This window comes from Umezawaea sp. (assembly GCF_036375055.1).
Lineage (GTDB): Bacteria > Actinomycetota > Actinomycetes > Mycobacteriales > Pseudonocardiaceae > Umezawaea.
The window spans coordinates 115384-139655 of record NZ_DASUSQ010000011.1; the positions used below are offsets into that span (position 1 = coordinate 115384).

Below are 24272 nucleotides of genomic sequence, written 5' to 3' on the forward strand. Positions count from 1 at the left end.
GTGCTCCTCAACTCGTCAGGGGTGGTCATGGCCGGGCGCCGCGGGAGCCGGGGTCGCGGAGTCCGCCAGCAGCTCCTCGACCAGCGCGCGCAGCAGCGCGGTCCGGCCGGGCACCTCGCCGACCAGCACGTGCTCGTCCGCGGCGTGGGCACCGCCGCCGACCGCGCCGAGACCGTCCAGGGTGGGGGTGCCGACGCCCGCCGTGAAGTTGCCGTCGGACGCGCCGCCGACGGCGGCCGAGCCCGGCGCGGGCAGTCCGAGGCGCGACGCGATCGTCAGCACCCGCCGGTGCAGCGCCGCCGACGAGGCGGCCTCCAGCGGCGGCCGGTTCACCCCTCCCGCCACCTCGACCCGCGCGCCGGGCAGCGCCGGCGCCAGCGCGCCGATCGCCCGGTGGACGCGCTGCTGCTCGGCCGCGGTCCTGGCGCGCACGTCGACCGCGAACGACCCGGCGGCGGGCACGGTGTTGGTGGTGGTGCCCGCGCGGGCGGCGGTCGCCGTGACCGTGGTGCCCGCCGCGGGGTCAGCGAGGGCGCTGACGGCCAGCACCTGGTGCGCCAGCTCCTCGGTGGCGTTCACCCCGCGCTCGGGTTCGAGCCCGGCGTGCGCGGCCAGCCCGAACACGCGCACCTCGTACAGCGACACGCCCTTGCGCTCGGTCTTGAGGGCTCCGCCGTCGGCGGACGCCTCCAGCACCAGCGCGGCGGTGGCGGCCCTCGCCTCCTCCTCGACCAGCTCGCGGGAGCTGGGCGACCCGAGTTCCTCGTCCCCGGTCACGAGCAGGGTGACGCCGTCGAGACCGGCCGCCGCGTGGAACGCCATCACCAGGCCGACCTTCATGTCGAAGCAGCCCGGTCCGCGCAGCACCCCGTCCTCGACCCCGTACGGGTGCTCGGCCAGCGAGCCCAGCGGCCACACGGTGTCGTGGTGGCCCAGCAGCAGCACCCGCGACGGCGCCGGGCCGAGCCGCCACCGCAGGTGGGTCCGGCCGTCCAGCACGATCCGCTCGGGCGCCACGCCCAGGCGCGCGGTGCCGACCCGTGCGACGACCTCCGCCGAGCGGGCGACGGCGGCCAGGTCGGCCGACGGCGACTCGCACTCGACGAGGGTCCGCACGTCGGCGAGCACCTCGTCGAGGAGGTCCGCCATCAGGACACCCTCGGCGTCGCGCGCACACCGAAGTGCACGTACCGCTCGCCGGTCGGCAGCTCGTAGAAGGTGACCGGGGCCCACGTCTCCGCCTCCGGCGGCTTGACCGCGAACAGGCCGGGACCGGCCGGGACGAGCGGGTGCTCCTCGACCGGATCGGGCAGCAGCGCCGCGAGCGGGCCGCTGATCGTCGTCCGCAGGAGCGGGCCGTCGGGGCCGTCCTCGACCTCCATCCGCACCGCGGACCGCTCGTACACCCCGACGTACGGGGTCACGTCGACCTGCACCGGCTCCTCCGGCGGCGCGAACGGGCGCGGCACCGCGACGTCCGCCACCTCGGCGAAGACCTCCCGGTAGAGGTCCTCGTACAGGTCGCGGGTGTGGCCGCCGTTGGTGAGCAGCACGACCGCGAGCCCCTGCTCGGGCAGCACGCGCAGGAACGCCGCCTGCCCGAGCGTGTTGCCGTCGTGGCCGAACAGCCGGTGGCCGTCCCAGTCGAACCGGATCCAGCCCAGCCCCCACGAGTCGCCGAGGACGAGCTTGTCCGGCAGGTCGGCCTGGTGCGCGGTCATGGCCGCCGCGCTCTCCTCGCCCAGCACGCGGGTGCCGTCGGCGGCGACGCCGCCGAGCAGGTGCATCCGGGCGAAGGCGAGCACGTCGGCGGCGGTGGAGGTGACCAGCCCGGCGGGACCCACCGAGCGGAACAGGCCCCAGGCCTGCGCCGGGACGGCCTCGCCGTCGCGCTCGTCGTGGCCCATCGCCGCGCCGAACGCCAGCGCCTCCTCCGGCAGCGTCACGGTGTGCGCCAGCCCGAGCGGGGTGAACAGCCGCTCGCGCAGGGCCTGGTCCCAGGTCTGCCCGGTGACCTTCTCGATCACGCGGCCCAGCAGCGAGTACCCGGAGTTGCAGTAGGACCAGGTCACGCCGACGGGGTGGTTCTGCCCGGCCTCGCCGAGCAGGTCGACGTAGCGCTCCAGGCAGTCGTCGCCGCGGCCGGTGTCGGTGAAGACGTCGCCGTCGATGCCGCTGGTGTGGTTGAGCAGGTGGCGGACCGTGACCGACTTGGTGGTGTCGGGGTCGGCGAGCCGCAGTTCGGGCAGCACGTCGACGACGGGGGTGTCGAGGTCGAGCCGCCCCTCGTCGACCAGCGTCATCACCACGGTCGCCGTCCACACCTTGGTGATCGAGCCGATCTGGAACAGCGAGTCGGTGTCGACGCGTGCTCCGGTGCGGACGTTCAGGACGCCGTGCGCCACCTCGACCAGCTCGTCCTCCGCGCCGCCGGTGCCGAGGCGGAGCAGGCCGAGCTGCGCGCCGGGCACCCCGTGGCGCTCGGCGAGCCGGGTGAGCCGCCGCTGCCAGTGGGCGGCGTCGATCCGGGCCCTGCCCCCGCGGGTGGTGTGCTGCTCCAGCCAGTCGAGCACGCGGTGGTTGAAGTCGAGCCGCTGCGAGGGCGGGCCGAGGAGGATGAACACGTGCGAGGCGTTCGGGTAGACGACCAGCCGGGTCGGGACGCCCTGCTCGCGCAGCGCCGTGTGCCACTGCTGGGCCTGGCTGACGGGGCAGGTCAGGTCGTCGGCCCCGTTGACCACGAGGGTGGGGGTGCGGACGTCGGCGACGCGGGTGAGCGGTGACATGGCGGCGTAGCCCTCCGGGTTCTGCCGCGGGGTGCCGCCGAGCTCGTACGCGCTGAGGAAGTGGCTGTCGTCGCTGGTGCCGCCCATGCTCACCAGGTCGCTGACCGGCCCGCCCGCGACCGCCGCCGCGAACCGGTCGTCGTGGCCGGTGAGCCAGCACGCCATGAACCCGCCGTAGCTGTAGCCCGCGACCGCGAGCCGGTCCGGGTCGGCGAAGCCCTCGGCGACGAGCTGGTCCAGCGGCTCCAGGAAGTCCCCGGCGTCCGCGACACCCCACGCGCCGCGGACGCCGTCGTAGAACGCCTCGCCGTACCCGTCGCTGCCGCGCGGGTTGACCAGCAGCACCGCCCAGCCCCGGTTGACCAGTTCCTGGTGGTAGAGGTGCATCTCGTCGGCGGCGGCGTTCCACGCGTTGTGCGGTCCGCCGTGCACGTCGAGCAGCACCGGCCGAGCACCGCTCCGCTCGGGGTCGTGCACCAGCCAGGCCTGGACGTCCGTGCCGTCGGAGATGGTGAACCACCGCTCCTCGCGCGGGTGCTGGTCCACTTCGGACAGTGCGGCGCCGTGGTCGGTCGGCGTGGTCTCGGCACCGGTCGCCAGGTCGACGACCGCGATCTCGCCGAACGACGTGGGCGTGGCGAGCGCGACGGCGGCCCGGCCCGCCGCGATCGACAGCCCGGAGACGACCCGGCCCGCGCCGTCGACGACGGGACGGGCGTCGCCGCCGTCGGTGCCGACCGACCACAGGTGCGTGCAGCCGCGGTCGCGCAGGCAGAACCACACCCGGCCGTCGTGCTCGTGCGGCAGGCCGCCGGGGTAGGCGGTGGCGCCGGGCATCACGTTGCGGTCCAGCGCTCCCGTGAGGTCGGTGACCGAGCCGTCGTCGACACCCACGCGGAACAGGCGGGCGTGGCCGACGGGGTCGCCGGACCAGCCGACCACGAGCAGCGCCGACCCGTCGGCCGACCAGCCCGCGGTGCTCGCGACCCCGTCGGCGAACGCGAGCACGCGCGGCCTGGCGTGCGGCGCGTCGACCTCCAGGAGGTGCACGGGCGTGCGGTGCCGCAGGTCGCCGTCGGGGCCGGTCCGCCGGGTGAAGACGAGGGTGCCGCCGTCCGGCGACCAGTCCGGCGGGCCCGCGCTGTGCGGCCCGTCGGTGAGCTGCCGGACCTCGCGGGTGGTCGGGTCGAGGACGTGGAGCTGCGTGCGGACCCGGCCGAACATCCCCGAGCCGTCGGCCTGGTAGTCGAGCCCGTCGGAGACCATCGGCCCGGCACCGCCGGACGGGTCGACCGGCGCGGTGAAGGCGAGCCTGCGGCCGTCCGGGCTCCAGCGCGGTGCGCCCGCGCCGAGCGGCAGGTCCGTCACCCGCTCGGGCACCCCTCCCCCGGCGTCGAGCACGGCCACCTGCCCGTCGCGGACGAACGCGAGGCGGGTGCCGTCCGGCGACCACGCGGGCGCGGCGTCGTCCGGCCCCGCGCTGAGGCGTCGGGGTGGGCGGCCGTCGGTGTCGACCAGCCACAGCTCGTCGACGTTGCGGTCCAGGTCGGTGTCCGGGGTGCGGAGCACGTAGGCGATCCGGCTCCCGTCCGGCGACAGCGCGGGCTGCGACGGGACCGCCACGTCGGTGAGGTCCTCGATGCGCATGCGTCGCGTCATGGCTGGCTCCTTCGCGTGGTTCGTCCGGGTACCGCGGCGAGCAGTTCGCGGGTGTAGTCGTGGTCGGGCGCGGTGAGCACCCTGGAGGTGGGGCCCTGCTCGACGACCCGGCCGTGCCGCATGACCGCGACGTGGGAGGCGACGTAGCGGACCACCGCGAGGTTGTGGGAGATGAACAGGATCGTGAGCCCGAGTTCGCGCTGGAGCTCCCGGACCAGGTTGAGCACCGCTCCCTGGACGGAGACGTCCAGCGCGGACGTGATCTCGTCGGCGATGACCACGCGCGGGCGGGCGGCCAGCGCCCGCGCCAGCGCGACCCGCTGCCGCTGGCCGCCGGACAGCCGCGACGGGACGTGGTCCGCGCACACCGGGTCGAGGTGCACGAGGTCGAGCAGCCGCTCCACCTCGGCCCGCCGCTCGGCGCGCGTGCCGCCCGGCGGCATCGCCTCGGCGACGCTCCCGCCGACGGTCATCCTCGGGTCGAGCGAGGAGTAGGGGTCCTGGAACACCATCTGGAGCGGGCGCGGCCTGCCGCGGGTCGGCACCGGGGCGCCGTCCAGGGTGATGCGGCCCGACGTCAGCGGGGCCAGGCCGACGGCGGCCCGCGCGAGCGTGGACTTGCCGGACCCCGACTCGCCGACGAGCCCGACCACCTCGCCCCCCGGCACGGTGAGGCTGACGCCGTCGACGGCGGTGGTCCGGCCGTAGCGGACCGTGACGTTGTCGAAGCACAGCTCGCTCACGTTCGCTCCACCAGGTCGTCGGTGTTCCGGTCGGGGACCGAACTCGGCGCGCTCACAGGGACTCCACCGTCTCGACCAGGTCGTCGGCGCTCAGGTCGGCGGGCAGCGGTTCGCCCGCGTGCCAGCACGCGACCCGGTGGCGCCGCGAGTCGGCCACCAGCGGCGGGTCCTCGGTGCGGCACCGGGCGTCGGCGAGCGGGCAGCGGTCGGCGTAGGCGCAGCCGGGTGGCGCGTCGGCCGGGCTGACCGGGCGGCCGGGGATCGTCGCGAGCGGCTTGGTCAGGTCGGTGGACATGTCGGGCACCGCGTCGACCAGCGCGCGGCTGTACGGGTGCCGGGCGGCGGTCGCCAGGTCGGCGGCGGGCAGGTCCTCCACGACCCGGCCCGCGTACATCACCAGGACCCGGTCGCAGACCTCCCCGACCACCGTGACGTCGTGGCTGATCAGCACCAGCGCCACGTCGTCGGCCTCCCGGATCGCGCCGAGCAGGTCGAGCACCTGCTGCTGCACGGTGACGTCGAGCGCGGTGGTCGGCTCGTCCGCGACGATCAGCGCGGGCGCGCCCATCAGCCCCATGCCGATCATGGCCCGCTGCCTCATGCCGCCGGAGAACTCGTGGGGGTACTGCCCCGCGCGCCGGTCGGCGTCGGGGATGCGGACGGCGGTCAGCCGGTCCACCGCGCGGGCCATCGCCTCGCGCCGGGTCAGGCCCTGGTGGTGGGTGGCGACCTCGGCCAGCTGGGCCCCGATGCGGCGGGTGGGGTTGAACGACGTCATCGGGTCCTGGAAGACCATGGCGAGCGAGGTGCCCAGCATCCGGCGGCGGACCGCGGTGTCGGGCGCCAGCAGGTCGGTGCCGAGCAGGTCGAGCCGGGACGCGTCGACCCGGCCGTGGTCGGCGACGAGCCGCGTGATCGCCAGCGCGGTCATGGACTTGCCGGACCCCGACTCGCCGACGATGCCGACCGCCTCACCCCGCCGCACCTCGAAGGACACCCCGCGGACCAGCCGCACCGGGCCTGCCGGACCGGGGAAGGTGACCTCCAGGTCGCGGACGTCGAGCACCACGTCGGACGACGGCTCGGGGACGTCCTCGTCGCGGACGGCGGGCTCCGGCGCGGTCGCGGGAGCGGGCGGGGCGCTCGCCCGCGCGCGCGGGCCGACGCCCACCGGGACACCGAGCCCCTTCGCGACGGACTCGCCGAAGAGGTTGAACGCGAGGCCCGCGAGGAGCACGGCCGCGCCGGGGGTGAGCGCGGCGGCGGCGTTCACGTAGATGGCGCCGATGCCGTCGTAGAGGAGGCGACCCCAGTCGAACGAGGGCGACTGGACGCCGAGACCGAGGAACGACAGGCCCGCGAACGCCAGCAGCGCGTTGCCCGCGCCGATGGTGGTGTTGACGACCAGCGGTTCGGCGATGTTCGGCAGCACGTGCCGGAACAGGATCCTGATCCGGCCGACGCCCGCCATGCCGGCGGCGGCGACGTAGTCGCGCGCCGCCACCCCGGCCACGAGGGTCTGGGTGAGGCGGGCGAACGCCGGGGCGCCCGCCAGCCCGATGGCCAGCACGGCACCGGTCGCGCCCGCGCCGAACACCACCGCGAAGAACAGCGCCAGCAGCAGGCCTGGGAAGGCCACGGCGATGTTGACCGCCGCCGTCACCACCCGGCCCGCGTGCCGTCCGAGCACGAACGGCGCCGAGCCGAGCAGCAGACCGGCCACCACCGCGATCGCGATGGCGAGCAGCGCGAGCACGATCGACAGCCGGGCCGCGACCAGGGTCCTCAGCAGGATGTCCCGCCCGAGGTTGTCCGTTCCCGCCCAGTGCTCGGCCGACGGCCCCGCCAGGATGTCGTCGGTGTCGACGGCGTCGGCGCCCGCGCCCCAGAGGACCGGTCCGAGGCAGGCCAGTGCGACCACCGCGACCACGAGCACGGTCGCCGTGAGCCCCACCGGGGTGCGCACGACCCGCGACCAGCGTCCTTGCATCCGTCAGACCTCCCGGATCGTCGAGCGGGGATCGAGCAGGGCGAGCGCGACGTCCACGACGAGGTTCGTGATCAGCACGCCGACGCCGTAGACGAGGACGATCGCCTGCACCACCGGGTAGTCCTTGGTGAGGATCGACTGCACGATCGTGCTGCCCAGTCCCGGCCAGGCGAACACGTTCTCCACCAGCACCGTGCCCGCGACCATCGAGCTGAGCAGCAGCCCGCCCAGCGTCAGGGCCGCGGTGACGGCGTTCGGCAGCGCGTGTCCCAGGTAGACGGTCCTGGCGGGGAGCCGCTTGGCGCGGGCCGTCCGGACGAAGTCCGCCTCCAGCACACCCACCATCTCGACGCGGACGATCCGCGCCAGGATCGCCGCCGCCCCGATCGCGAGCGAGAACACGGGGAGCACGTACGCCGCCGCGGTCTCGTTGCCCGCCACCGGGAGCAGCTCCAGGCGGATCCCGAAGACGTAGATCAGCGCCACGCCGATCAGGAAGTCCGGCACCGTCGCCACCACGATGCTGGTCGTGGTGAACGCCAGCTCCGTGCGGCGCCCGTGGCCGCGCCGGGTCAGCACGCCCATGAGGACCCCCAGCGGGATCGCCACGACCACGGCGGCCAGGAACGCCAGCACTGCCAGCTGGAGCGTCGCGGGCAGCCGCTGCGCGATGACGTCGGACACCGGCAGCTGCGAGGAGATCGACGTGCCGAGGTCGCCGGTGACCAGCCCCCGCAGGTAGTGCAGGTACTGGGTGAGGATCGGGTCGTCCAGCCCCAGCGCCTGCCTGCGGGCCTCGACCAGCGCCACCGGCGCCGTGGGGCCGAGCGCCCCGCGGACCGGGTCGCCGGGGATGAGGTGGATCATGGCGAAGGACGCGGTCACCAGCACCCAGAGCGACACCAGCAGCCGCCCGAGGCGCCGGACCGCGAACCGCGCCCACGGACGGGCCTGCTTCCCCGCCTCGACCCGGACCGGGCTCGGAGCCGTCACGCTCACCGACATGTCCACCGTCCCCCGTCGCTACTTCGCCAGCACGCGGATGCTCGTCGGGATGAGCTGGCCCGGCGTCCGGAACTCCGCGCCCTTGCCGAACGTGCGCACGACCTTGGCGGCGAACGGCACGACGTCCGCCTTGGCGATCAGGCTGGACTCCGCGGCGAGCCAGTCGGCGCACCCCGCGACGCCCGCGGTCGTCATCGCCGCGGCGACCGCCTTGTCGTAGTCCGCGTCGGCGATGGCGGCGAAGTTCGTGCCGTCGGGAGAGGCCGGGCCGGACAGGAAGGGCACGAGCTGGTCCGGGCTGCTCACGTTGAGCGAGACCCAGGAGACGTCCCAGTCGCCCGCACCGAAGATGGTGCTGGTCAACGTGGTCTCGTCCTGGCTGCGGGCGGTGGCCTCGACACCGACCGCCTTCCACTGCTGCACGGCGAGTTCGGCCGCGGCGTCGCCCGCGCTGCCGTTGTTGTTCTGGTAGAGGAAGGTCACCGCGAGCGGCGTGCCCCCCTTGGCGCGCTTGCCGTCGCTCCCCGCGGCCCAGCCGGCTTCGTCGAGCAGCGCGGCGGCGGCCTCGGCGTCGAAGGCGGGCAGCGCCTTCGAGACCGAGTCGCCGGGGCAGGCGACCGGCTCGTTCGCGGCCAGCGTCGTCGCCCCGGAGCCCTTGTCGGAGGTGAGGACCTTCCGCAGCTGGGCGAGGTCGAGCGCCCTGGTCAACGCCATGCGCACCTTCGGGTCGGCGGTCACCCGGCCCGCGGCGTGGTTGTACCACTGCTCCCCCACCAGCGCGGGGGTCTGCGCGGCGAACAGCCCCGACTTCTCCAGCCGCTCCGCGTCCGGCCCGTTCACCTGCGCGGCGTTCAACCCGCCGGACAGCAGCAGGTTCGCCGCGGTCGTCTCGTTCTGCACCACCTTGACCACGACCGTCTTCGGCAGCCCCTTGGTCGCGGTCGTGGCACCGCCGGGTCCCCACGTGTAGCCGTCGCGGATCGTGTAGGTGTAGTGGTCGCCCGGCGCGGCCTCGGTGAGCTGGTAGGGCCCGGTGCCCGAGGTGCCCGTCTTCAGCGCGGAGCGGTCGGCCATCCCGGTGGGGCACACCACGGGCAGGCTCGCCAGTCCGTTGAGGACGAACGGCGCGGGCTGGGGCAGCGTCACGGTCACGGTGCCCGCCGCGTCGTCGCCCACCGACGTGGCTCCCGCCGGGAAGAAGGTGCCCAGGAAGGGGCTCTTGTTGTTCGGGTCGGCGACGAAGTTGAGGTTGGCCGCGACGTGGGAGGCGGTCAGCTTCGCCCCGTCGGCGCAGGTGACGCCGTCGGCCAGGGTCAGCGAGACCGTGGTGCCCTCGACCTTCCAGGTCTTGGCGAGGCCGGACTTGATCTCGCCGGTGCCGCCGTCGACGCTGAGCAGCGGGTCGTAGGCGAACTGGGAGACGGTGAACAGCGTGGAGCCCGCGCCCATCTGCGGGTCGAGGCTGCCGGGGTCGGAGGAGACCCCGAGGGTGAAGGTTCCGCCGTCGACGACCTGGGCCTCGCCGCCGCTGGTCGAGGTGCCCCCGCAGCCCGCGAGCGCGGCGGCGACCAGGCAGAGGGACAGGCCGTAGGTGCCCGTTGTGGTCCGCTTCATGGCGGTTCCGTTCCGTGCGGTTCTCGTGGGATGGGGGTCGTCAGGCCCCGGCGCGACGTACGGCGCGGCCGAGGTGGAGGTAGAGCGCGCGGCCGGTGCCGTCGTCGCCGAGGAACGCGTGCGGCATGTGCATCCCGCGATCGGCCTCGAGCGGGATCAGCAGGTCGTCGCCGTAGTGGACGAGTTCGGTCCGCTCGACCTTCCCGCCCATGTCCACCAGCGCCCCCTTGGGGACCTGGTCGATCCAGATCCGCTGGTCGTCGTCCTGGCTGACGGTGAGGTCGAAGACCTCCGCCGAGTAGGTGCCGACGTAGCGCCGGGCGTCGATCCTCGGCGGTTGCGCGGGCGGCGCGGGCAGCGGGGGCAGTGCGACGTCGGCGAGTTCGGCGAGCACGTGGCCCACGACGTCGTGGTGCAGCGCGAACATGTCGCCGCCGTTGGTCAGCAGCGCGACCACCAGCCCCGACTCCGGGACCATCCGCAGGAACGCGCCCTGCCCGATGGTGTTGCCGTCGTGGCCGACGAGCGTGCCCTCCGGCGTGTCGAACCGCTCGAAGCCGAGCCCCCACGAGGTCCCCATGAGCCCGAGCGGGGGCAGGTCCACCTCGCGGTCGTGCATCCTGGCCGCGGTGCCGGGAGCCAGGACCGCGGTGCCGTCGGCCGCCCGGCCGTCCTCCAGGTGCATCCTGGCGAAGGCGACCAGGTCGCGGGGCCGCATCGCGAGCGTCGAGCCCGCCGGTGCGTTCGACCGCGCCAGCGCCCACACCGGAGCGGGGACGTAGCCCGCGCCCGGCTCCAGCTCGACGTGGCCGACGGCGGCGCGGAACATGATCGCCTCGTAGGGCCCGGTCGCCGCGTGGGTGAGCCCCAGCGGCGTGATGAGGTGGTCGCGCAGGCAGGCGTCGTAGGACTTGCCGCGCAGCACCTCGACGAGCCTGCCGAGCACGCAGTAGCCCGCGTTGTTGTAGGAGAACCGCTCGCCGGGCGGGAACAGCTGCGGCACGCCGTGCAGCGTCGCGACGTACTTCTCGACGCAGTCGTCACCGACCCCGGTGTCGGTGAAGATGTCGCCCTCGAACCCGGCGGTGTGGTTGAGCAGCTGCCGCACGGTGATCCGCCGGGCGGCGTCCTCGTCCGCGACGCGGAACTCCGGCAGGTACGTCCGGATGGGCTCGTCCAACCCGACCGCGCCCTCGTCGACGAGCTGCATGACCAGCGTGCTGGTCCAGAGCTTGGTGATCGACCCGATCTGGAAGACGGAGTCGGTGGTCGCCTCGACCCCGGTCGCCTTGCTGAGCAGGCCCGCGGCACCGTCGACCACCTGGTCGCCCTGGAGCACGGCCCACGCCGCACCCGGTACATCGTGCTTGGCGAGCAGGGACGGAAGCCGCTCGTCGAGCCAAGCGTGAACCTCGTGAAGGTTGCCCATGCACGATGATGCTAGGAACGAAGCGGACCGATGTGTTCGTCGTCACGGATGACTTGGCGGCTCCCGCTTGGTCGGGTGCGACAAGTCCGGGTCGTCGGGGGCGTCGATGCCGTCCCGTCCGCGTTCGCGGAGCGGGAGGACGAACCAGAGCGTCGCGAAGCCGACACCCGCCACGACGCCGAACGCGATCCCGACCCACCCGCCGACGACGACCTCACCGAGCAGCAGGACGGTGCCGGTCATGGCGCAGGCCAGGGTGCCGAGGCCGACCACGGTGAAGCGGTGGGCAACCTCGATGACGTCCTCGCGCCTGCCGCGGCGGAACAGCGCCCGGTGCCACGCGACCGGGGCCGTGAGCAGCGCGACCGACGCGGCGGCGAACAGGACCGTGACCAGGTGGGTGGCCCTGACGTACCGGTCGACCTCCTGGTAGCGGTCGGTGAACACGATGGTGAGCAGGAAGCCGAACAGGATCTGCACACCGGCCTGGGCGACCCGCAGCTCCTGGAGCAGCTCGTTGAGGTTGCGCCTCCACCGGTCCTGGTCGCGCTCCTCTGCCCGGCTCATCTGCTCGTGCGCCTCCCCAGCGGGATCGGACGGACCCCGCGACCCTCGCACCGCGCGCCGCCGACCGCCACACGAGCCTCGGCCGTCTCACGTCACGCGCAGGCGCACGACCAGCTCCTCGACCGTCGCGATGGTCACGTCGGGGACGTCGGGCAGCGCGAACTCGACGGGTTCGGCCAGCGCGTACTCGTCGCCTTCGGGCGGGAAGGCCGTCCGCGCGGCGCTGAGCCGGACGGGGTGCCGCCCCACCGCGCCGACCGTGCTGTCCGGCTGGACGACGGTCAGCGTGAAGGCCCCCACCAGCTCGTTCGCGAACCGCGACGGGGCGTCCGGCAGGGGCCGCAGCACCCCGGCGGCGCTGTCCTCCAGCTCCAGGGTGATGGTGCCGCCGTCCTCGGGGCCGCCCGCGTCGGGCAGGTCGCCGGTCAACCGCAGACCGACCAGCCGGGTCCCGACGGAGTCACCGGAGCCCTCCTCCACCCGGACGCGGCACTCGCCGACGAGGTCGACGAGCACCGGCCTGGAGCGCAGGGTGACCGCCGCGCCGGACACCCGGCAGCTCAGCTCCACCTCGACACCGACCGACGGGAGAACGGCGCGTGACATGGCACTCCTCGCTGTGCGGAACGCGGACAGGACCTCACCGCCGGTCTACCCCGGTGCGCGGGCGCCAAACGGGCCGAGGTGGGCCCGGCCGCGAACGGCGGTCAGCCCCTCATGGCGTCGAACGCGCCGGGTTCGTAGGAGCCCGCCGGGTTGCGCGCGATGACGTTCATCCGGTTGGCCGCGTTGATCAGGCCGACCAGGCAGATCAGCGCGGCGAGCTGGTCGTCGTCGTAGTGCTCGCGCGCCCGCGCCCAGGTCTCGTCGGACACGCCGTGGTGGGTGTCGGCGAGCCGGGTGCCCTCCTCGGCGAACGCGAGCGCCACCCGCTCGGCCTCGGTGAACACGGTGGCCTCGCGCCAGGCCGCGACCAGGTTGAGCCGGACCGCCGTCTCGCCCGCGGCCGAGGCCTCCTTGGTGTGCATGTCGACGCAGAAGCCGCAGCCGTTGATCTGGCTGGCGCGCAGCGACACCAGCTCCTGCGTGGTCTTCGGCAGGGCCGACTGGACGATGACCAGGCTCGCGTTGGCGAACCGCTTGCCGAACCTCGCGGCGGTCTCGTTGTGGAACAGGTCGATGCGGGCGTCCATGGCTTCGTCCTCACTCGTGGTGGTGCGATCGGTCGACCACGAGTCGTCCGCGGCGCTCCCGCCGTGACAGCGCGGTGGCGTGACGAGCGCCATGCGGCGCGGGTGTCACGGAACGGTGGTGAGCGGCGTCTGGCGGGTGACACCGGTGAGAGCGAAGAGGAGCTGCCCCATGCCCGACACGGCGCGGACCGAGACCGACGACCGCCCCGACCCCGCCACGGAGGCGTTCCTCAGCCACCGCAACCTGCTCTTCACCGTGGCCTACGAGATGCTCGGCTCGGCGGCCGACGCGGAGGACGTGCTCCAGGAGACCTGGCTCCGGTGGGTGGGCGTCGACCTCGACACCGTGCGGGACCGACGCGCGTTCCTGGTCCGGATCACCACCCGCCAGGCGCTGGACAGGCTGCGCGCGCTCGGCAGGCGCAAGGAGTCCTACGTCGGCTCCTGGCTGCCGGAGCCGCTGCTGACCGCGCCCGACGTGGCGGAGGACGTCGAGCTGGCCGACAGCGTCTCGATGGCGATGCTGCTGGTGCTGGAGACGCTCGCGCCGACCGAGCGGGCGGTGTTCGTGCTGCGCGAGGTGTTCGACCTCGGGTACGACGAGATCGCCGACGCCGTCGACAAGACCCCGGCCGCCGTGCGCCAGATCGCGCACCGGGCGCGGGCGCACGTCGCCGAGCGCCGACCGCGCGGGGCCGTCTCCCCCGCCGAGACCCGAGCCGCGTTCGAGGCCTTCCAGCGGGCGACCGAGACCGGCGACCTCCAGGGGCTGCTCGACGTCCTCGCGCCGGACGTCGTCCTCGTGGGTGACGGCGGCGGTGTCAGGCAGGCCGTTCCCCGGCCGATCGTGGGAGCGCTCAAGGTGGCCCGCCTGCTCACCTCGGGGCCGGGCCGCGACGCGGCGGCGTGGCTGCGCCCCGCGCAGGTCAACGGCCACCCGGCGATGGTCCTGCACCGGGACGGGGAGGTGGACACGGTGCTGGCGATCCGCATCGACGACGGTCTGATCACCGGCATCTACGCGGTCCGCAACCCCGAGAAGCTGTCGCACATGGAGCAGGAGACGTCGCTGAGCCGGTGAGTCCGGACCACCCACCGTCCTCCCAGGACACCCCGGTGACCGGCGGAACGGCCAGGTCCCGTCGGCGGGGTTCACCGACCATAGTGAGCACGTCGCCGCGGTCGGGCCTCCACCCCAGCTCCGAGCGCGCGCGGACCCGGCTGGACGCGGCGAGGACGTCGCCGCGGTCGAGGTGATGTCGACGACGGTGCCGTGCCCGCGCTCGGCCACGGCGGGGACGGGAGCGCCCACCAGGAGGAGCGGTGCGCGGGTGTTGACGGCGAAGTGCCGGTCGAAGCCGTCGGCGGTGGTGTCCGGCGTGCTGGTGAACGCGTGGATGCCCGCGTCGTCTACCAGGACGTCCACGTCGCCCGCGTGGGCGGCGAGAGCCCGCACCTCGTCGGCGTCGGCCAGGTCCGCGGTCACGCACCGGGTCCTGCCGCCGCGTTCGCCGACCTCCTCGACGAGCCGGGCGCCCCGCTCCGGGTCGCGGCCGTGGGCGAACCACCGAAGCCGCGCCGCCTGACCCGAAGGGCAGGGCGACCAGGGACCGCATCATCGAGGCCGCGACCGAGCTCATCGCCCGCAACGGCGTGGCAGGCACCGGCATCGTGGACGTGCGCGCGGCGGCCGGGGTGAGCGGATCGCAGCTCTACCACTACTTCGACAGCAAGCAGGCGCTGATCAGGGCGGTCATCACCAGGCAGGCCGACGCGATCGTGCGGGCGGACCAGCCGAGGATCTCCGCGCTCGACAGCGTCGAGGCGCTGCGCGCGTGGGCCGACGCCGCGATCGAGCGGCAGCGGGAGAACGGCAGCCGCGGCGACTGCAACCTCGGTTCCCTCGCCGGTGAGCTGAGCGTCCGCGACGAGGAGTCCCGCACCGACCTCGCCAACGGCTTCCCGCGCTGGAAGGACCTCATCCTCGGGGGTCTGCGGGCCATGCGCGAGCGCGGGGAGCTGCGGGCCGACGCCGACCTGGAGGAACTCGCGCTGTCGCTGCTCGCGGCGTTGCAGGGCGGTGTCCTGCTCTCGCAGACGATGCTCCAGGTCGCGCCGCTCGAAGCGTCGATGAACGCCGCGCTGGCCTACGTCGGTTCGTTCGCCACCGGCACCGGGCGGTGACGCCCGCGGCGTGACCGCGCCGAGTCCGGTGTGGACCCGGTGATCCATTACCGGGAGGCATCGATCCGCCGGAGCAGGCATTTCACAGGCTTTCCGGACGCGCCTAGCTTTTGTGGTGACAGGCGAACAGCCCAGACCACACCGGAACGGACAGCACCATGACGAACAGCATCCAGAAGGTCGCCGTCATCACCGGCGCCTCGCAGGGCATCGGCGCGGCACTCGTGGAGGCCTACCGCAAGTCGGGCTTCGCGGTCGTCGCCAACTCGCGCTCGATCGCCCCGTCCACCGAGCCCGACCACGTCACCGTGGCGGGCGACATCTCCGACCCCGCCGTGGCCAGGGCCGTCATCGAGACCGCGGTGCGCGAGTTCGGCCGCGTCGACACCCTCGTGAACAACGCGGGCATCTTCATCGCCAAGCCGTTCACCGAGTACACCGACGAGGACTACCGGGCCGCGATCGGCGTCAACCTCACCAGCTTCTTCACCACGACCCAGCTCGCCGTCGACCAGATGCTGCGGCAGGGCGGGGGCGGTCACGTCGTGCAGGTCACCACGAGCCTGGTCGACCACGCGAACAGCAGCGTCCCGTCGGTGCTGGCCTCGCTCACCAAGGGCGGCCTCCAGTCCGCGACCAAGTCGCTGGCCATCGAGCTGGCCACGCGGGGCGTGCGGGTGAACGCGATCTCCCCCGGCATCATCAGCACGCCGATGCACGCCCCGGAGACGCACGCGGCCATGGCGAGCCTGCACCCGGTGGGGCGCATGGGGACCATCGACGACGTCGTGGACGGCGTGCTCTTCCTGGAGAACGCGCCGTTCGTCACCGGTGAGGTGCTGCACGTCGACGGCGGCCAGAGCGCGGGCCACTGACCCGCGGGCACGACGTCAGCCGCGGTCGCGGGCGGAGTCGACGGCCGCCTCGACGAACCGGCGCATCAGCCGGGGCAGGCGGTCCGGCAGGAACGCGATCGAGACGGGGCTGGACGGGGCACCGATGAGCGGGATGAAGCGCACGGCGGGGTGGATGTTGCGGCGCATCGCCACCTCCGGCACGACACCGATGCCCCGGTTCGCCGCGACCGACTCCAGCCACTCGTCGAAGTTGTGGGTCTCGACGACCTCGGTCGGACGGCCGCCGCCGGTCCACGACCACGGTCCGGTGGTGCCGCTGACGGTGTTGACCACCAGCGGCCACCGGCCGACCTCGTCCCAGCGCACCTGCTCGGCGTCGGCGAGGTCGGAGTCCGCCGAGCACACGGCGACGCGCACCTCGTCGAACAGGTGCACGACCCGCGCGGGTGAGCCGCCGTCGACCGGGCCGCGCACGACGGCGACGTCGATCCGGCCCTGCACGACCCCGACGAGGGGGTCGTCCACCCGCACCAGCGACACCCGGCTCCCGGTGGCCCGCTCGAAGCGGGTCAGGGTGCCCTGGGCCCACGGATCGGGCAGCAGCCAGCTGAACCCCATCCGCACGGTCACCCGCTCGCGCGTCGAGGCCAGCGCCTGGTCCACGGCGACGAGCACCTGCTGAGCCCGTTCGAGGAACTCCGCGCCCACGGCGGTCAGCTCGACGTGGCGGGAGTCGCGGTCGAGCAGGCTGACCTCCAGCACGGCCTCCAACTGCTTGACCGTCCGCGTCAGCGCGGGCTGGGTGATCAGCATCTGCTCGGCGGCACGGGTGAAGGAGAGCTGCTGGGCCACCGCGACGAACGCCCTCAGGTGACGCAGCTCGACATCCATGACCGGTGAGTATAGGTGCACCGCACCAGGCATTTCCGCCGCGGACAGCGCACGCCTACCGTCGTTTTAGGACAGTTCACGACCCGGCCCGAGGAGGGCGGGGAGGAGGAGACCGATGGGCACCAGCTTCCTGGACGACCTCGGCGTGGCGCTGCCGGTGCTGGCCGCTCCCATGGCGGGCGGACCGACGACGCCCGACCTCGTCGTCGCCGCGGCCTCGGCCGGGGCGCTCGGCTTCCTGGCGGGCGGCTACCGGACCCCGGAGCAGCTCGGCGAGCAGATCGCGGCCGTGCGGTCGGCCACGGGCGCGTTCGGGGTGAACCTGTTCGCCCCGAACCCGGTCCGGGTCGAGAGGGCCGCCTACCGCCGCTACCGCGACGCCGTGCGGGCCGACGCCGAGCGGTTCGGTGCCGCGGTCCCGCCGGAGCCGGTCGAGGACGACGACCACTGGCGCGACAAGGTCGACCTGCTGCTCGACCACCCCGTCCCGGTCGTCTCGTTCACCTTCGGGCTGCCCGACGCCGCCGCGGTGGCGGCGCTGCACCGGGCGGGCAGCGTCCTGGTGCAGACGGTGACCTCGGCCGACGAGGCGCTGCGGGCCGTCGACGCGGGCGTCGACGCGCTCGTCGTGCAGGCCTCGGCCGCGGGCGGCCACTCCGGGACCCTGACGCCCGACCGGATCCCGCCGGAGAAGCCGCTGCGCGAACTCCTCACCGAGGTCAACCACGCGGCGGGCCTGCCCAAGATCGCCGCGGGCGGTGTCGTCGACCCCGCCGAGGTCGCGGCGATGATCACCTGCTGCGCGCGGGCCGTCCTGGTCGGCACGGCGCTGCTGCTCGCGCCGGAGGCGGGCACGTCCGCCGCGCACCGCGCGGCCCTGCTCGGCGCGGACCGCGGCGACACCGTCGTCACGCGCGCCTTCACCGGACGGCCCGCCCGCGCCGTGCCGAACCTCTTCACCGCCGCCCACCACGACCACGCGCCGTCCGGCTACCCGGCGCTGCACCACCTCACCAGGCCGATGCGCGCGGCGGCCACCGCCGCGGGCGACCCCGAGCACGTCAACCTGTGGGCGGGCACCGGTTACCGGCAGGTGCGCCCGCGGCCCGCGGCCGACACGCTCACCGACCTCGCGCGCGACCTCTGAACGGAGAAGGACCATGAACGACGAGGACATCCTGACCGGGGTGCTCGACGAGTGGAAGGCGGGCGTCGACGCGCACGACCCCGAGCGGGTCGCCGCCACCTTCACCGAGGACGCGGTCTTCCAGGGCCTGCGCCCCTACTCCGTCGGGCGCGAGGGGGTGGCCGCGTACTACGACGGCCAGCCGCTCGGCCTGACCGCGGACCACCGGGTGCTCGAAGTCCGACGGCTCGCCGAGGACGTCGTGCTCGGCTACGTCGCCGTCGACTTCGGCTTCACCGACCGACCGGCGCTGGCGGTGCTCCTGGGCGTGGTCCTGCGGCGGGTCGACGGCGCCTGGCTCATCGGCCACTACCAGGTGTCCCGGCCGACCCCCTGAGCCGGGGAACGGCCCGCCGAGTTCCCCGCCGATCACGGCCCGCCAGTGCCGCGCGGACCGGATGATGTCGCCGCCGACGTGGTCCAGGAGGCGGCCCGCCGCCGCGAGCCTGGCCCCGACGGCGGTGTCGGTCCCGAAGACGTCGGCACCGCGCAGCGCGGTCGCGGCGAGCCGCTGGTTGGCACGGGCGCCGACGACGGCGGAGCGGAAGCCCGCGTCCTCGTCGACGGAGTAGCGGTAGCGCCTGCTCCCGGTCTCGCGCTCGCGGCGGACCAGTCCCTGCTCCAGCAGGAGGCCGACGGCGTGGGAGGTGGTGGCCGCGCTGACCCCCAGCTCCCGCGCCAGCTCGGCGGCCGTGCGGCTGCCGGTCTCGGAGGTGGACAGGCACGCCAGGGCACCGGCGGCGGTGCGCGGCAGGCCGGTCGCGACGAGCGCCGCGGTGAAGTCGGCGACGAACGCCGCCGCCAGCTCGGGAGCGAGGCCGCGGTGCTCGCCGACGCGCCGCGCCACCGCCTGCGGCCGGGGCCTGCGCCGGGCCCGGTGGGTGGTGGCGAGCTGCGCCAGGTCCGCGCGGTAGCGGCCGGGTCCGCCGTTGCGCGCCACCTCGCGGCTCACCGTGGACGTGGGGCGGCCCAGCAGCCGGGCGATCCCGGCGTAGTCCAGCCCGCGCGCCAACCCCGCGGCGATCTCCCGCCGGTCGGCGCCGGTCAGCCTGCGTCCTGGCATCCGCCCAGCACCCCCGCTCCGTCGCCGCCAGTATGTGCGGGCGTCGAGGACCATTGCAACGCGACCACCTGTCAGAGCATTAATCGGCACGGTCGTTGCAATCGGCGATCACGACCACCACCAGCGCGAACCCTCCTGGCGACGAGCTTTGCCGGTGGATCGGTCTTCGGCCCGTCCCTAATGTTCGGAGCCGGTCGCCGGGCACCCGGCGGCCTCCGCGGACGAACGAGGGAGACCATGATCGAGTCCGCCGTCGACCTGCCCACCGGACGGACGCCGGGCTGTCCGTTCGACCCTCCTGCCGAGCTGACCCGCATCGGCGCCGCGGCCCCGCTGACCCCGCTGCGCTTCCCGGACGGGCACGACGGGTGGCTGGCCACCGGCTACGGCACGGTGCGCCAGGTGCTGGCCGACCCGCGGTTCAGCAGCCGCGGCGAACTCCAGCACTCGCCGCTGCCGGGGTTCGAGGGTGTGACGGCGCCGCCCGCGCGGCCCGGCGACTTCCTCAAGATGGACCCGCCGGAGCACACCCGGTACCGGAAGCTGGTGGCGGGCAGGTTCACCACGCGCCGGATGGCGCAGCTCACCGAGCGGATCGAACTCGTCGCCGCGGAGCACCTCGACGCCATGGAGCGGCACGGCGGGCCGATCGACCTCGTCACCGCCTACGCCCAGCCCATCCCCACCACGGTGATCTGCGAGCTGCTCGGCGTCCCGTACGCCGACCGGGGGCGCTTCCAGGCCGACGCCGCCAGGCTGTTCGGGACCGACACCGCGCCGGAGGGCAAGCACGAGGCGTTCGAGTCGCTGAGCGGCTACGTCCGCGACCTGGTCACGGCGAAGCGCGCCGCACCGACCGACGACGTGCTCAGCGAACTCACCACGACCGACCTGACCGACGACGAACTGGCCGCCGTGGGAGGTCTGCTCCTCGCGGCGGGCCTCGACACCACCGCCAACGTGATCGCGCTGGGGACCTTCGCGCTGCTGCGGCGGCCCGAGCGCTGGGCGGCGCTGCGCGGCGGTCCGGACGTGGTCGACACGGCGGTGGAGGAGCTGATGCGCTACCTCACCGTCGTGCCCGTCCTCGCGCGGGTGGCGCTGGAGGACGTCGAACTCGACGGCCACGTGGTCGGGGCGGGGTCGACCGTCGTGCTGGCGGTGGCGGCGGCCAACCGCGACCCGGCGAGGTTCACCGATCCCCACGTCCTGGACCCGCACCGCGCCGCCGTCGGCCACCTCGGCTTCGGCCACGGCCCCCACTTCTGCCTCGGCAGGCAGTTGGCGCGGGTCGAGATGCGCGTGGCGTTCCCCGCACTGGCGGCCCGGTTCCCCCGGCTGCGCCTGGCCGTCGCCGCCGAGGACGTCCCGCTGCGCGAGGGGGCGGACGTCCACGGGGTGACCGCGCTCCCGGTCACCTGGTGAAACCCGCGGCGGGGCCGGTTCGCCGCGGGGGTTCAGCCCACGGGCCTGCTGACCTCCGCGATGAACTGCGTGGCGACCTCGTGGAGCCTCTTGTTCTGGCGCTGCGACTGCTCGGCCAGGATGCGGAACGCCGAGTCGGCGTCGACCCGCCGGACCGCCATGATGACGCCCTTGGCCTGGTCGATCACCGCTCGCGAGGCCAGGGCGCGGCGCAGGTGCTCGGCGTTCTCCTTGGCCAGGGCGTACTGGCGGTGCGCGCGCAGGATCGCCTCCACCGCGGTCGAGTAGAGCGCCAGCGCCTGCCCGTCCAGCTCGACGAAACCCCCGTCGGAGGCGCCGTAGCAGTTCACGGCGCCCGAGAAGCCCTCCTCCACGACCAGCGGCGCCGACAGGAAGCTGCCGAACCCGGCCGCGTGGGCGTCCCGACCGAAGTCCGGCCACCGGTCGATCGCCTCCCGAGCGGTCGCCCGCACCAGCTCACCGGTGCGCGAGGCGTGCAGGCACGGGCCGTCGCCGATCCGGTACTGGTCCTGGTCGAGCCTCTGCACCAGGTCGCTGGTGGCCGCGGCGGTGCGGGCCTTCCCGTGGTCCAGCAGGGTGATGGTCGCCTGCCGCACCTCCGGCAGCGCCGTCACCACCTGCTCGCACGCGCTCTGGAGGAGGACCTGGAAGTCCTCGTCGCCGTCCAGCGCCTTGGTGAGCCCCAGCAGGGCGCTCCGCACCTCGTCCAGCGGACCCGGCGAGGCCGAGTCGGGTTGCAAGCGCATTCCTTCTCCCGTCGCACTCTCGGACGTCCACCACAGTGCACCGCTCGCGGACCGGCCCCAGACCACACCTCGATCGCTCACGACCTGGTCGGTGTCTACCCGTTCGCGGCATGATCCATGCCTTCCTCCGTGCCGACGGCGCACGGCGGCTCAGGACGTGGCGGCCAACGCCTCGGGCACGCTCGCGTACAGCTGGAGCACCTCGTCGAGCATCGTGGCCCGCAGCGCGCGCAGGGGGTTGCGGGCCGGGGCGACCACGCGCAGCGGCGTGCCCTGCCGTTCGCCGATCTGGTGGTGCTGCACCAGCAGCGACAGCCCGACCGAGGCGAGGAAGTCGACGGCGGTCAGGTCGACCACCACCGGGAGCCCGCCTCGCGCGGCGGCGGTGAACGCCGCGGCCAGCCCGTCGCCGAGGACCGGGGCGGTGGAGGTGTCCACCTGTCCGGCCACCCGGACGACGACGGCGTCGTCCCGGTGCTCCTGCTCCACCCGTACCGGTTCGACGTACTCGTCCTCGATCGACATGCCGCCTCCAGACGCCTCTGGCTCCGCTCACCAGAACCGTAGCCTGCCGCCGGAGGCGGATCGTGGAGCCGAGGGCGCTCGGCGGCACCACCCTCGACGTCCGGGAGGGCGAGCTGGTCGGTCCGGTCGGACCGAACGGCTCCGGCAGGACCACGCTGGTCGACCCGCTGTCCGGCCGCCCCGCGGCGAGGTCCTGGTGGGAGGTGAGGACGTCACGCGCCCCGCCCCGGATCGCGCACGTCGGGCGTCCTGGGCCTGTGAGCGCCGCGGTCAGGTGCGCAGCGTGCGCGCCCAGGGAGCGTCGACCGCGGTGGCGTCGATCGCCACCACGACGTTGCTGAGCAGGGCGTCCGCGAAGTACCGGCGGATCTGCTCGTCGGAGGCACCGGACACCGCCCGGACGTGCTCGACCTGCTTGGCGTAGCAGCGGCGCACGGCCTCGCCGATGACCGGTTCGGCCGCGCAGCACTGGGCGTGCACCAGGATCATCAGCAGGGCCCGGTCGGCGATGACCTCGTCGTAGGAGGCGGTCAGCGCCCGCAGCACGTCCTCCGGGTCGGTGCTCGGCGCGGACGCCGCCGCGGCGGCCACGGACTCGCGCAGGAGGTCCGAGCAGTGGTCGACCAGCGCGGCGAACAGCGCTTCCTTGTCCTTGAAGAGCCGGTACAGGTAGCCCTGCGAGATGCCCGCGGCCTTGGCCACGTCCATCGTCGAGGTCCCGTAGTACCCGCGCTCCGCGAACGCCTCGATCGCGGTGCGCAGGACCGTGGCCCGGCGCTGCTCGGCGGTGGAACGCTGTCGCGTGCCGCTGTCCATGTGCTCGACCAACTCTCGTGCGCGGGCCGCGTCAGCCCTCGCCGAGCGCCTCGGCGACCACCAGCGGGTTCCAGAAGTCGACGTAGCGGCTGATCCTGCCACCCTCGGTCTCGACCACGCAGATGTAGGTCTGGTCGTAGGGCCGACCGGTCGCCAGCGCGACCCCCGTGCCCTTGAGCTCCGCGATGACCAGCGAGGGGTCGACGGTCTCGTGGAAGCGCAGGTCGGTGAAGTCGACGCGGAAGTTCTCCGAGAAACCCCTCAGGTGCCCGGCCAGGCCCTCCCGGCCCACGACCCGGCTCGGGTAGCCCTTCGGGGCGTAGGGGAACTCCAGCACCCCGTCCTCGGTGAACAGCTCGGCCCACTCGGCGGTCCGCCCGGCGGCCAGGTGCTCCAGGTGGGTCCGGAACGTCCGCTGGGCGGTGGTTCGAACGCTGTCGGTGGTCTGCGGAGCGGACACGGTGTCTCCCATGCTTAGTAAGCGGTTGACCACTTACTTTCCAACCCAGATGAATGCCCAGTTCACGGCATCACCGATGAGTCAGGAAGTGCGAGTGGTCACAAGTAAGTAATCAACCACTTTCTTCCTCGGCCGTCAAGCGGCGGCCGCCCGCGCGGTCACGGGACCAGCACCATCCGGCCGCCGACCCGGCCCTCGGCCTGCCGCTCCCACGCCGCGGCGACCTCGGTCAGCGGCACGGCCTCGTGCGTCACGGACAGCTCGCCGCGGACGATCGCGCCCGCCACGACACCGATGCCCTCAGCCCGCTGCGCGGCGGTCAGCTCCTTGTTGGTGTACCCGAGCAGCCTCAGGGACCGGCCGTAGAGCACCGAGGCGTCCAGCGGGCACGTCGACCCCGCGCTCGCCCCGAGCGTGACCATGCGGCCGCCGGGCCGCAGCACGTGGGCGGCGGCCGCGGCGGGAACGCCGAACAGCGGGTCGAGCACGAGGTCGGCCGAGCCGTCGCAGGCCGCGAGGAAGCGGCCCACCAGCTCGGGGTGGTCGTCGGTGTCCAGCGCCACCACGGCGTCGGCGCCCGCGGCGGCGGCACGGGTCCGCGCGGTCGCGGACCGGGCGGCGGCGACGACCCGACGCGCTCCGGCGAGGCGCGCCAGCCGCACGGCCGCCTGCCCCACGACACCACCGGCGCCGAGCACGACGACCTGCTCCCCCGCCACCAGCCCGCCGCGCCACGTCAGCGCCATGTGCGCGGCCACGGCCGACAGCCCGGCCGCGGCGACCAGCACCGGGTCGGCCCCGGAGGGCAGGTCGACCAGGTCGGCGCGGCGCACGGCCACCGCGTCGGCCATGCTGCCGTCCTCCGGTGCCATGCCCGCCGCCGTGGGGAACCACACCAGCCGCCCCTCGGCCGTGCCCACGCCCTGGACGCCCGGCACGTAGGGCGTGCGCGGCACACCGTGGTAGGACCTCCCGCCCGCGCACAGGACGTCCAGCGGCGTGATCGGCGCGGCCAGCACCCGGACCACGACCTCGCCCAGCCCGGCGCGGGGCGTCGCCCGGTCGACCACGACCGGGGGCAGACCGGGCAGGCGGATCTCGGCCGCGCGCAT

22 protein-coding genes and 2 pseudogenes are annotated in these 24272 nt (G+C 74.1%); 6 read left to right on the top strand and 18 right to left on the bottom strand.

The window, feature by feature from the left end; translation table 11 throughout:
- Window positions 1-15 precede the first annotated feature (15 nt).
- From VFZ92_RS04000 to VFZ92_RS04045, 10 genes are all read right to left on the bottom strand, one after another.
- Window positions 16-1149, bottom strand: a complete 1134-nt coding sequence (locus tag VFZ92_RS04000) for a M20/M25/M40 family metallo-hydrolase (protein WP_330874304.1) — start codon at window positions 1147-1149, stop codon at window positions 16-18.
- Entirely contained in the window at window positions 1149-4445 is a 3297-nt protein-coding gene (locus VFZ92_RS04005; RefSeq protein ID WP_330874305.1) for a serine hydrolase, read from the bottom strand. Before VFZ92_RS04005 ends, VFZ92_RS04000 begins: the two co-directional genes overlap by 1 nt.
- On the bottom strand, window positions 4442-5188 hold the full coding sequence (locus VFZ92_RS04010) for an ABC transporter ATP-binding protein (RefSeq protein WP_414719802.1): 747 nt from the start codon (window positions 5186-5188) through the stop codon (window positions 4442-4444). The genes VFZ92_RS04005 and VFZ92_RS04010 overlap by 4 nt, the downstream gene beginning before the upstream one ends.
- A gap of 52 nt (window positions 5189-5240) precedes the next feature.
- Window positions 5241-7178, bottom strand: a complete 1938-nt coding sequence (locus VFZ92_RS04015) for a dipeptide/oligopeptide/nickel ABC transporter permease/ATP-binding protein (RefSeq protein ID WP_330874306.1) — start codon at window positions 7176-7178, stop codon at window positions 5241-5243.
- Between the two features lie 3 nt (window positions 7179-7181).
- Window positions 7182-8177 carry an ABC transporter permease gene (locus VFZ92_RS04020; RefSeq protein WP_414719803.1) on the bottom strand — a complete coding sequence of 332 codons (996 nt, stop codon included), beginning with the start codon at window positions 8175-8177 and terminating at the stop codon, window positions 7182-7184.
- A 24-nt stretch (window positions 8178-8201) separates the two neighbouring features.
- Complete coding sequence (locus VFZ92_RS04025) at window positions 8202-9797, bottom strand: ABC transporter substrate-binding protein (RefSeq protein ID WP_330874308.1); 1596 nt, start codon at window positions 9795-9797, stop codon at window positions 8202-8204.
- A gap of 40 nt (window positions 9798-9837) precedes the next feature.
- Window positions 9838-11226 (bottom strand): serine hydrolase domain-containing protein, encoded by a 1389-nt coding sequence (locus tag VFZ92_RS04030; RefSeq protein ID WP_330874309.1) that lies wholly within the window; start codon window positions 11224-11226, stop codon window positions 9838-9840.
- 42 nt (window positions 11227-11268) lie between these two features.
- The gene (locus VFZ92_RS04035) at window positions 11269-11793 is read right to left on the bottom strand and encodes a DUF6328 family protein (RefSeq protein ID WP_330874310.1); all 525 of its coding nucleotides are present in this window, start codon (window positions 11791-11793) and stop codon (window positions 11269-11271) included.
- 87 nt (window positions 11794-11880) lie between these two features.
- Window positions 11881-12399, bottom strand: a complete 519-nt coding sequence (locus VFZ92_RS04040) for a hypothetical protein (RefSeq protein WP_330874311.1) — start codon at window positions 12397-12399, stop codon at window positions 11881-11883.
- A 101-nt stretch (window positions 12400-12500) separates the two neighbouring features.
- Window positions 12501-12986: a carboxymuconolactone decarboxylase family protein gene (locus tag VFZ92_RS04045; protein WP_330874312.1), complete on the bottom strand. Its 486-nt coding sequence runs from the start codon at window positions 12984-12986 to the stop codon at window positions 12501-12503.
- A gap of 169 nt (window positions 12987-13155) precedes the next feature.
- On the opposite strand from VFZ92_RS04045, the gene VFZ92_RS04050 reads away from it, so the two are divergent.
- On the top strand, window positions 13156-14067 hold the full coding sequence (locus VFZ92_RS04050) for an RNA polymerase sigma-70 factor (protein ID WP_330874313.1): 912 nt from the start codon (window positions 13156-13158) through the stop codon (window positions 14065-14067).
- Window positions 14068-14280: 213 nt separating this feature from the next.
- Here VFZ92_RS04050 and VFZ92_RS42385 read toward each other — a convergent pair.
- Window positions 14281-14490, bottom strand: a pseudogene (locus VFZ92_RS42385) (SDR family NAD(P)-dependent oxidoreductase); the annotation flags it as partial.
- 113 nt (window positions 14491-14603) lie between these two features.
- Here VFZ92_RS42385 and VFZ92_RS04060 point away from each other — a divergent pair.
- Together VFZ92_RS04060 and VFZ92_RS04065 are read left to right on the top strand one after the other, a co-directional pair.
- On the top strand, window positions 14604-15170 hold the full coding sequence (locus VFZ92_RS04060) for a TetR/AcrR family transcriptional regulator (protein ID WP_330874407.1): 567 nt from the start codon (window positions 14604-14606) through the stop codon (window positions 15168-15170).
- Between the two features lie 158 nt (window positions 15171-15328).
- Complete coding sequence (locus VFZ92_RS04065; RefSeq protein WP_330874315.1) at window positions 15329-16045, top strand: SDR family NAD(P)-dependent oxidoreductase; 717 nt, start codon at window positions 15329-15331, stop codon at window positions 16043-16045.
- A gap of 15 nt (window positions 16046-16060) precedes the next feature.
- On the opposite strand, the gene VFZ92_RS04070 is transcribed toward VFZ92_RS04065, so the two are convergent.
- Window positions 16061-16918, bottom strand: a complete 858-nt coding sequence (locus VFZ92_RS04070) for a LysR family transcriptional regulator (protein WP_330874316.1) — start codon at window positions 16916-16918, stop codon at window positions 16061-16063.
- A gap of 115 nt (window positions 16919-17033) precedes the next feature.
- Between VFZ92_RS04070 and VFZ92_RS04075 the strand changes: the two genes are divergently transcribed.
- Together VFZ92_RS04075 and VFZ92_RS04080 are read left to right on the top strand one after the other, a co-directional pair.
- Entirely contained in the window at window positions 17034-18065 is a 1032-nt protein-coding gene (locus VFZ92_RS04075; RefSeq protein WP_330874317.1) for an NAD(P)H-dependent flavin oxidoreductase, read from the top strand.
- 13 nt (window positions 18066-18078) lie between these two features.
- Window positions 18079-18441, top strand: coding sequence for an SgcJ/EcaC family oxidoreductase (locus tag VFZ92_RS04080; RefSeq protein ID WP_330874408.1), 363 nt, complete (start codon window positions 18079-18081; stop codon window positions 18439-18441).
- Window positions 18442-18693: 252 nt separating this feature from the next.
- On the opposite strand, the pseudogene VFZ92_RS04085 reads toward VFZ92_RS04080, so the two are convergent.
- Window positions 18694-19221: pseudogene (locus VFZ92_RS04085) on the bottom strand (helix-turn-helix domain-containing protein); the annotation flags it as partial.
- Window positions 19222-19404: 183 nt separating this feature from the next.
- On the opposite strand from VFZ92_RS04085, the gene VFZ92_RS04090 reads away from it, so the two are divergent.
- A complete protein-coding gene (locus tag VFZ92_RS04090) occupies window positions 19405-20592 on the top strand; it encodes a cytochrome P450 (RefSeq protein WP_330874318.1) in 1188 nt (395 codons plus the stop codon).
- Window positions 20593-20624: 32 nt separating this feature from the next.
- Here the strand turns inward: VFZ92_RS04090 and VFZ92_RS04095 are convergent, their stop codons facing one another.
- The 5 genes from VFZ92_RS04095 to VFZ92_RS04115 form a co-directional block, all read right to left on the bottom strand.
- A complete protein-coding gene (locus VFZ92_RS04095) occupies window positions 20625-21359 on the bottom strand; it encodes a GAF and ANTAR domain-containing protein (protein ID WP_330874319.1) in 735 nt (244 codons plus the stop codon).
- A 150-nt stretch (window positions 21360-21509) separates the two neighbouring features.
- Window positions 21510-21884, bottom strand: a complete 375-nt coding sequence (locus VFZ92_RS04100; protein WP_330874320.1) for an STAS domain-containing protein — start codon at window positions 21882-21884, stop codon at window positions 21510-21512.
- A gap of 270 nt (window positions 21885-22154) precedes the next feature.
- Entirely contained in the window at window positions 22155-22700 is a 546-nt protein-coding gene (locus VFZ92_RS04105) for a TetR/AcrR family transcriptional regulator (RefSeq protein ID WP_330874321.1), read from the bottom strand.
- A gap of 31 nt (window positions 22701-22731) precedes the next feature.
- A complete protein-coding gene (locus tag VFZ92_RS04110; RefSeq protein ID WP_330874322.1) occupies window positions 22732-23160 on the bottom strand; it encodes a nuclear transport factor 2 family protein in 429 nt (142 codons plus the stop codon).
- A gap of 158 nt (window positions 23161-23318) precedes the next feature.
- Window positions 23319-24272 carry a zinc-binding dehydrogenase gene (locus VFZ92_RS04115; RefSeq protein WP_330874409.1) on the bottom strand — a complete coding sequence of 318 codons (954 nt, stop codon included), beginning with the start codon at window positions 24270-24272 and terminating at the stop codon, window positions 23319-23321.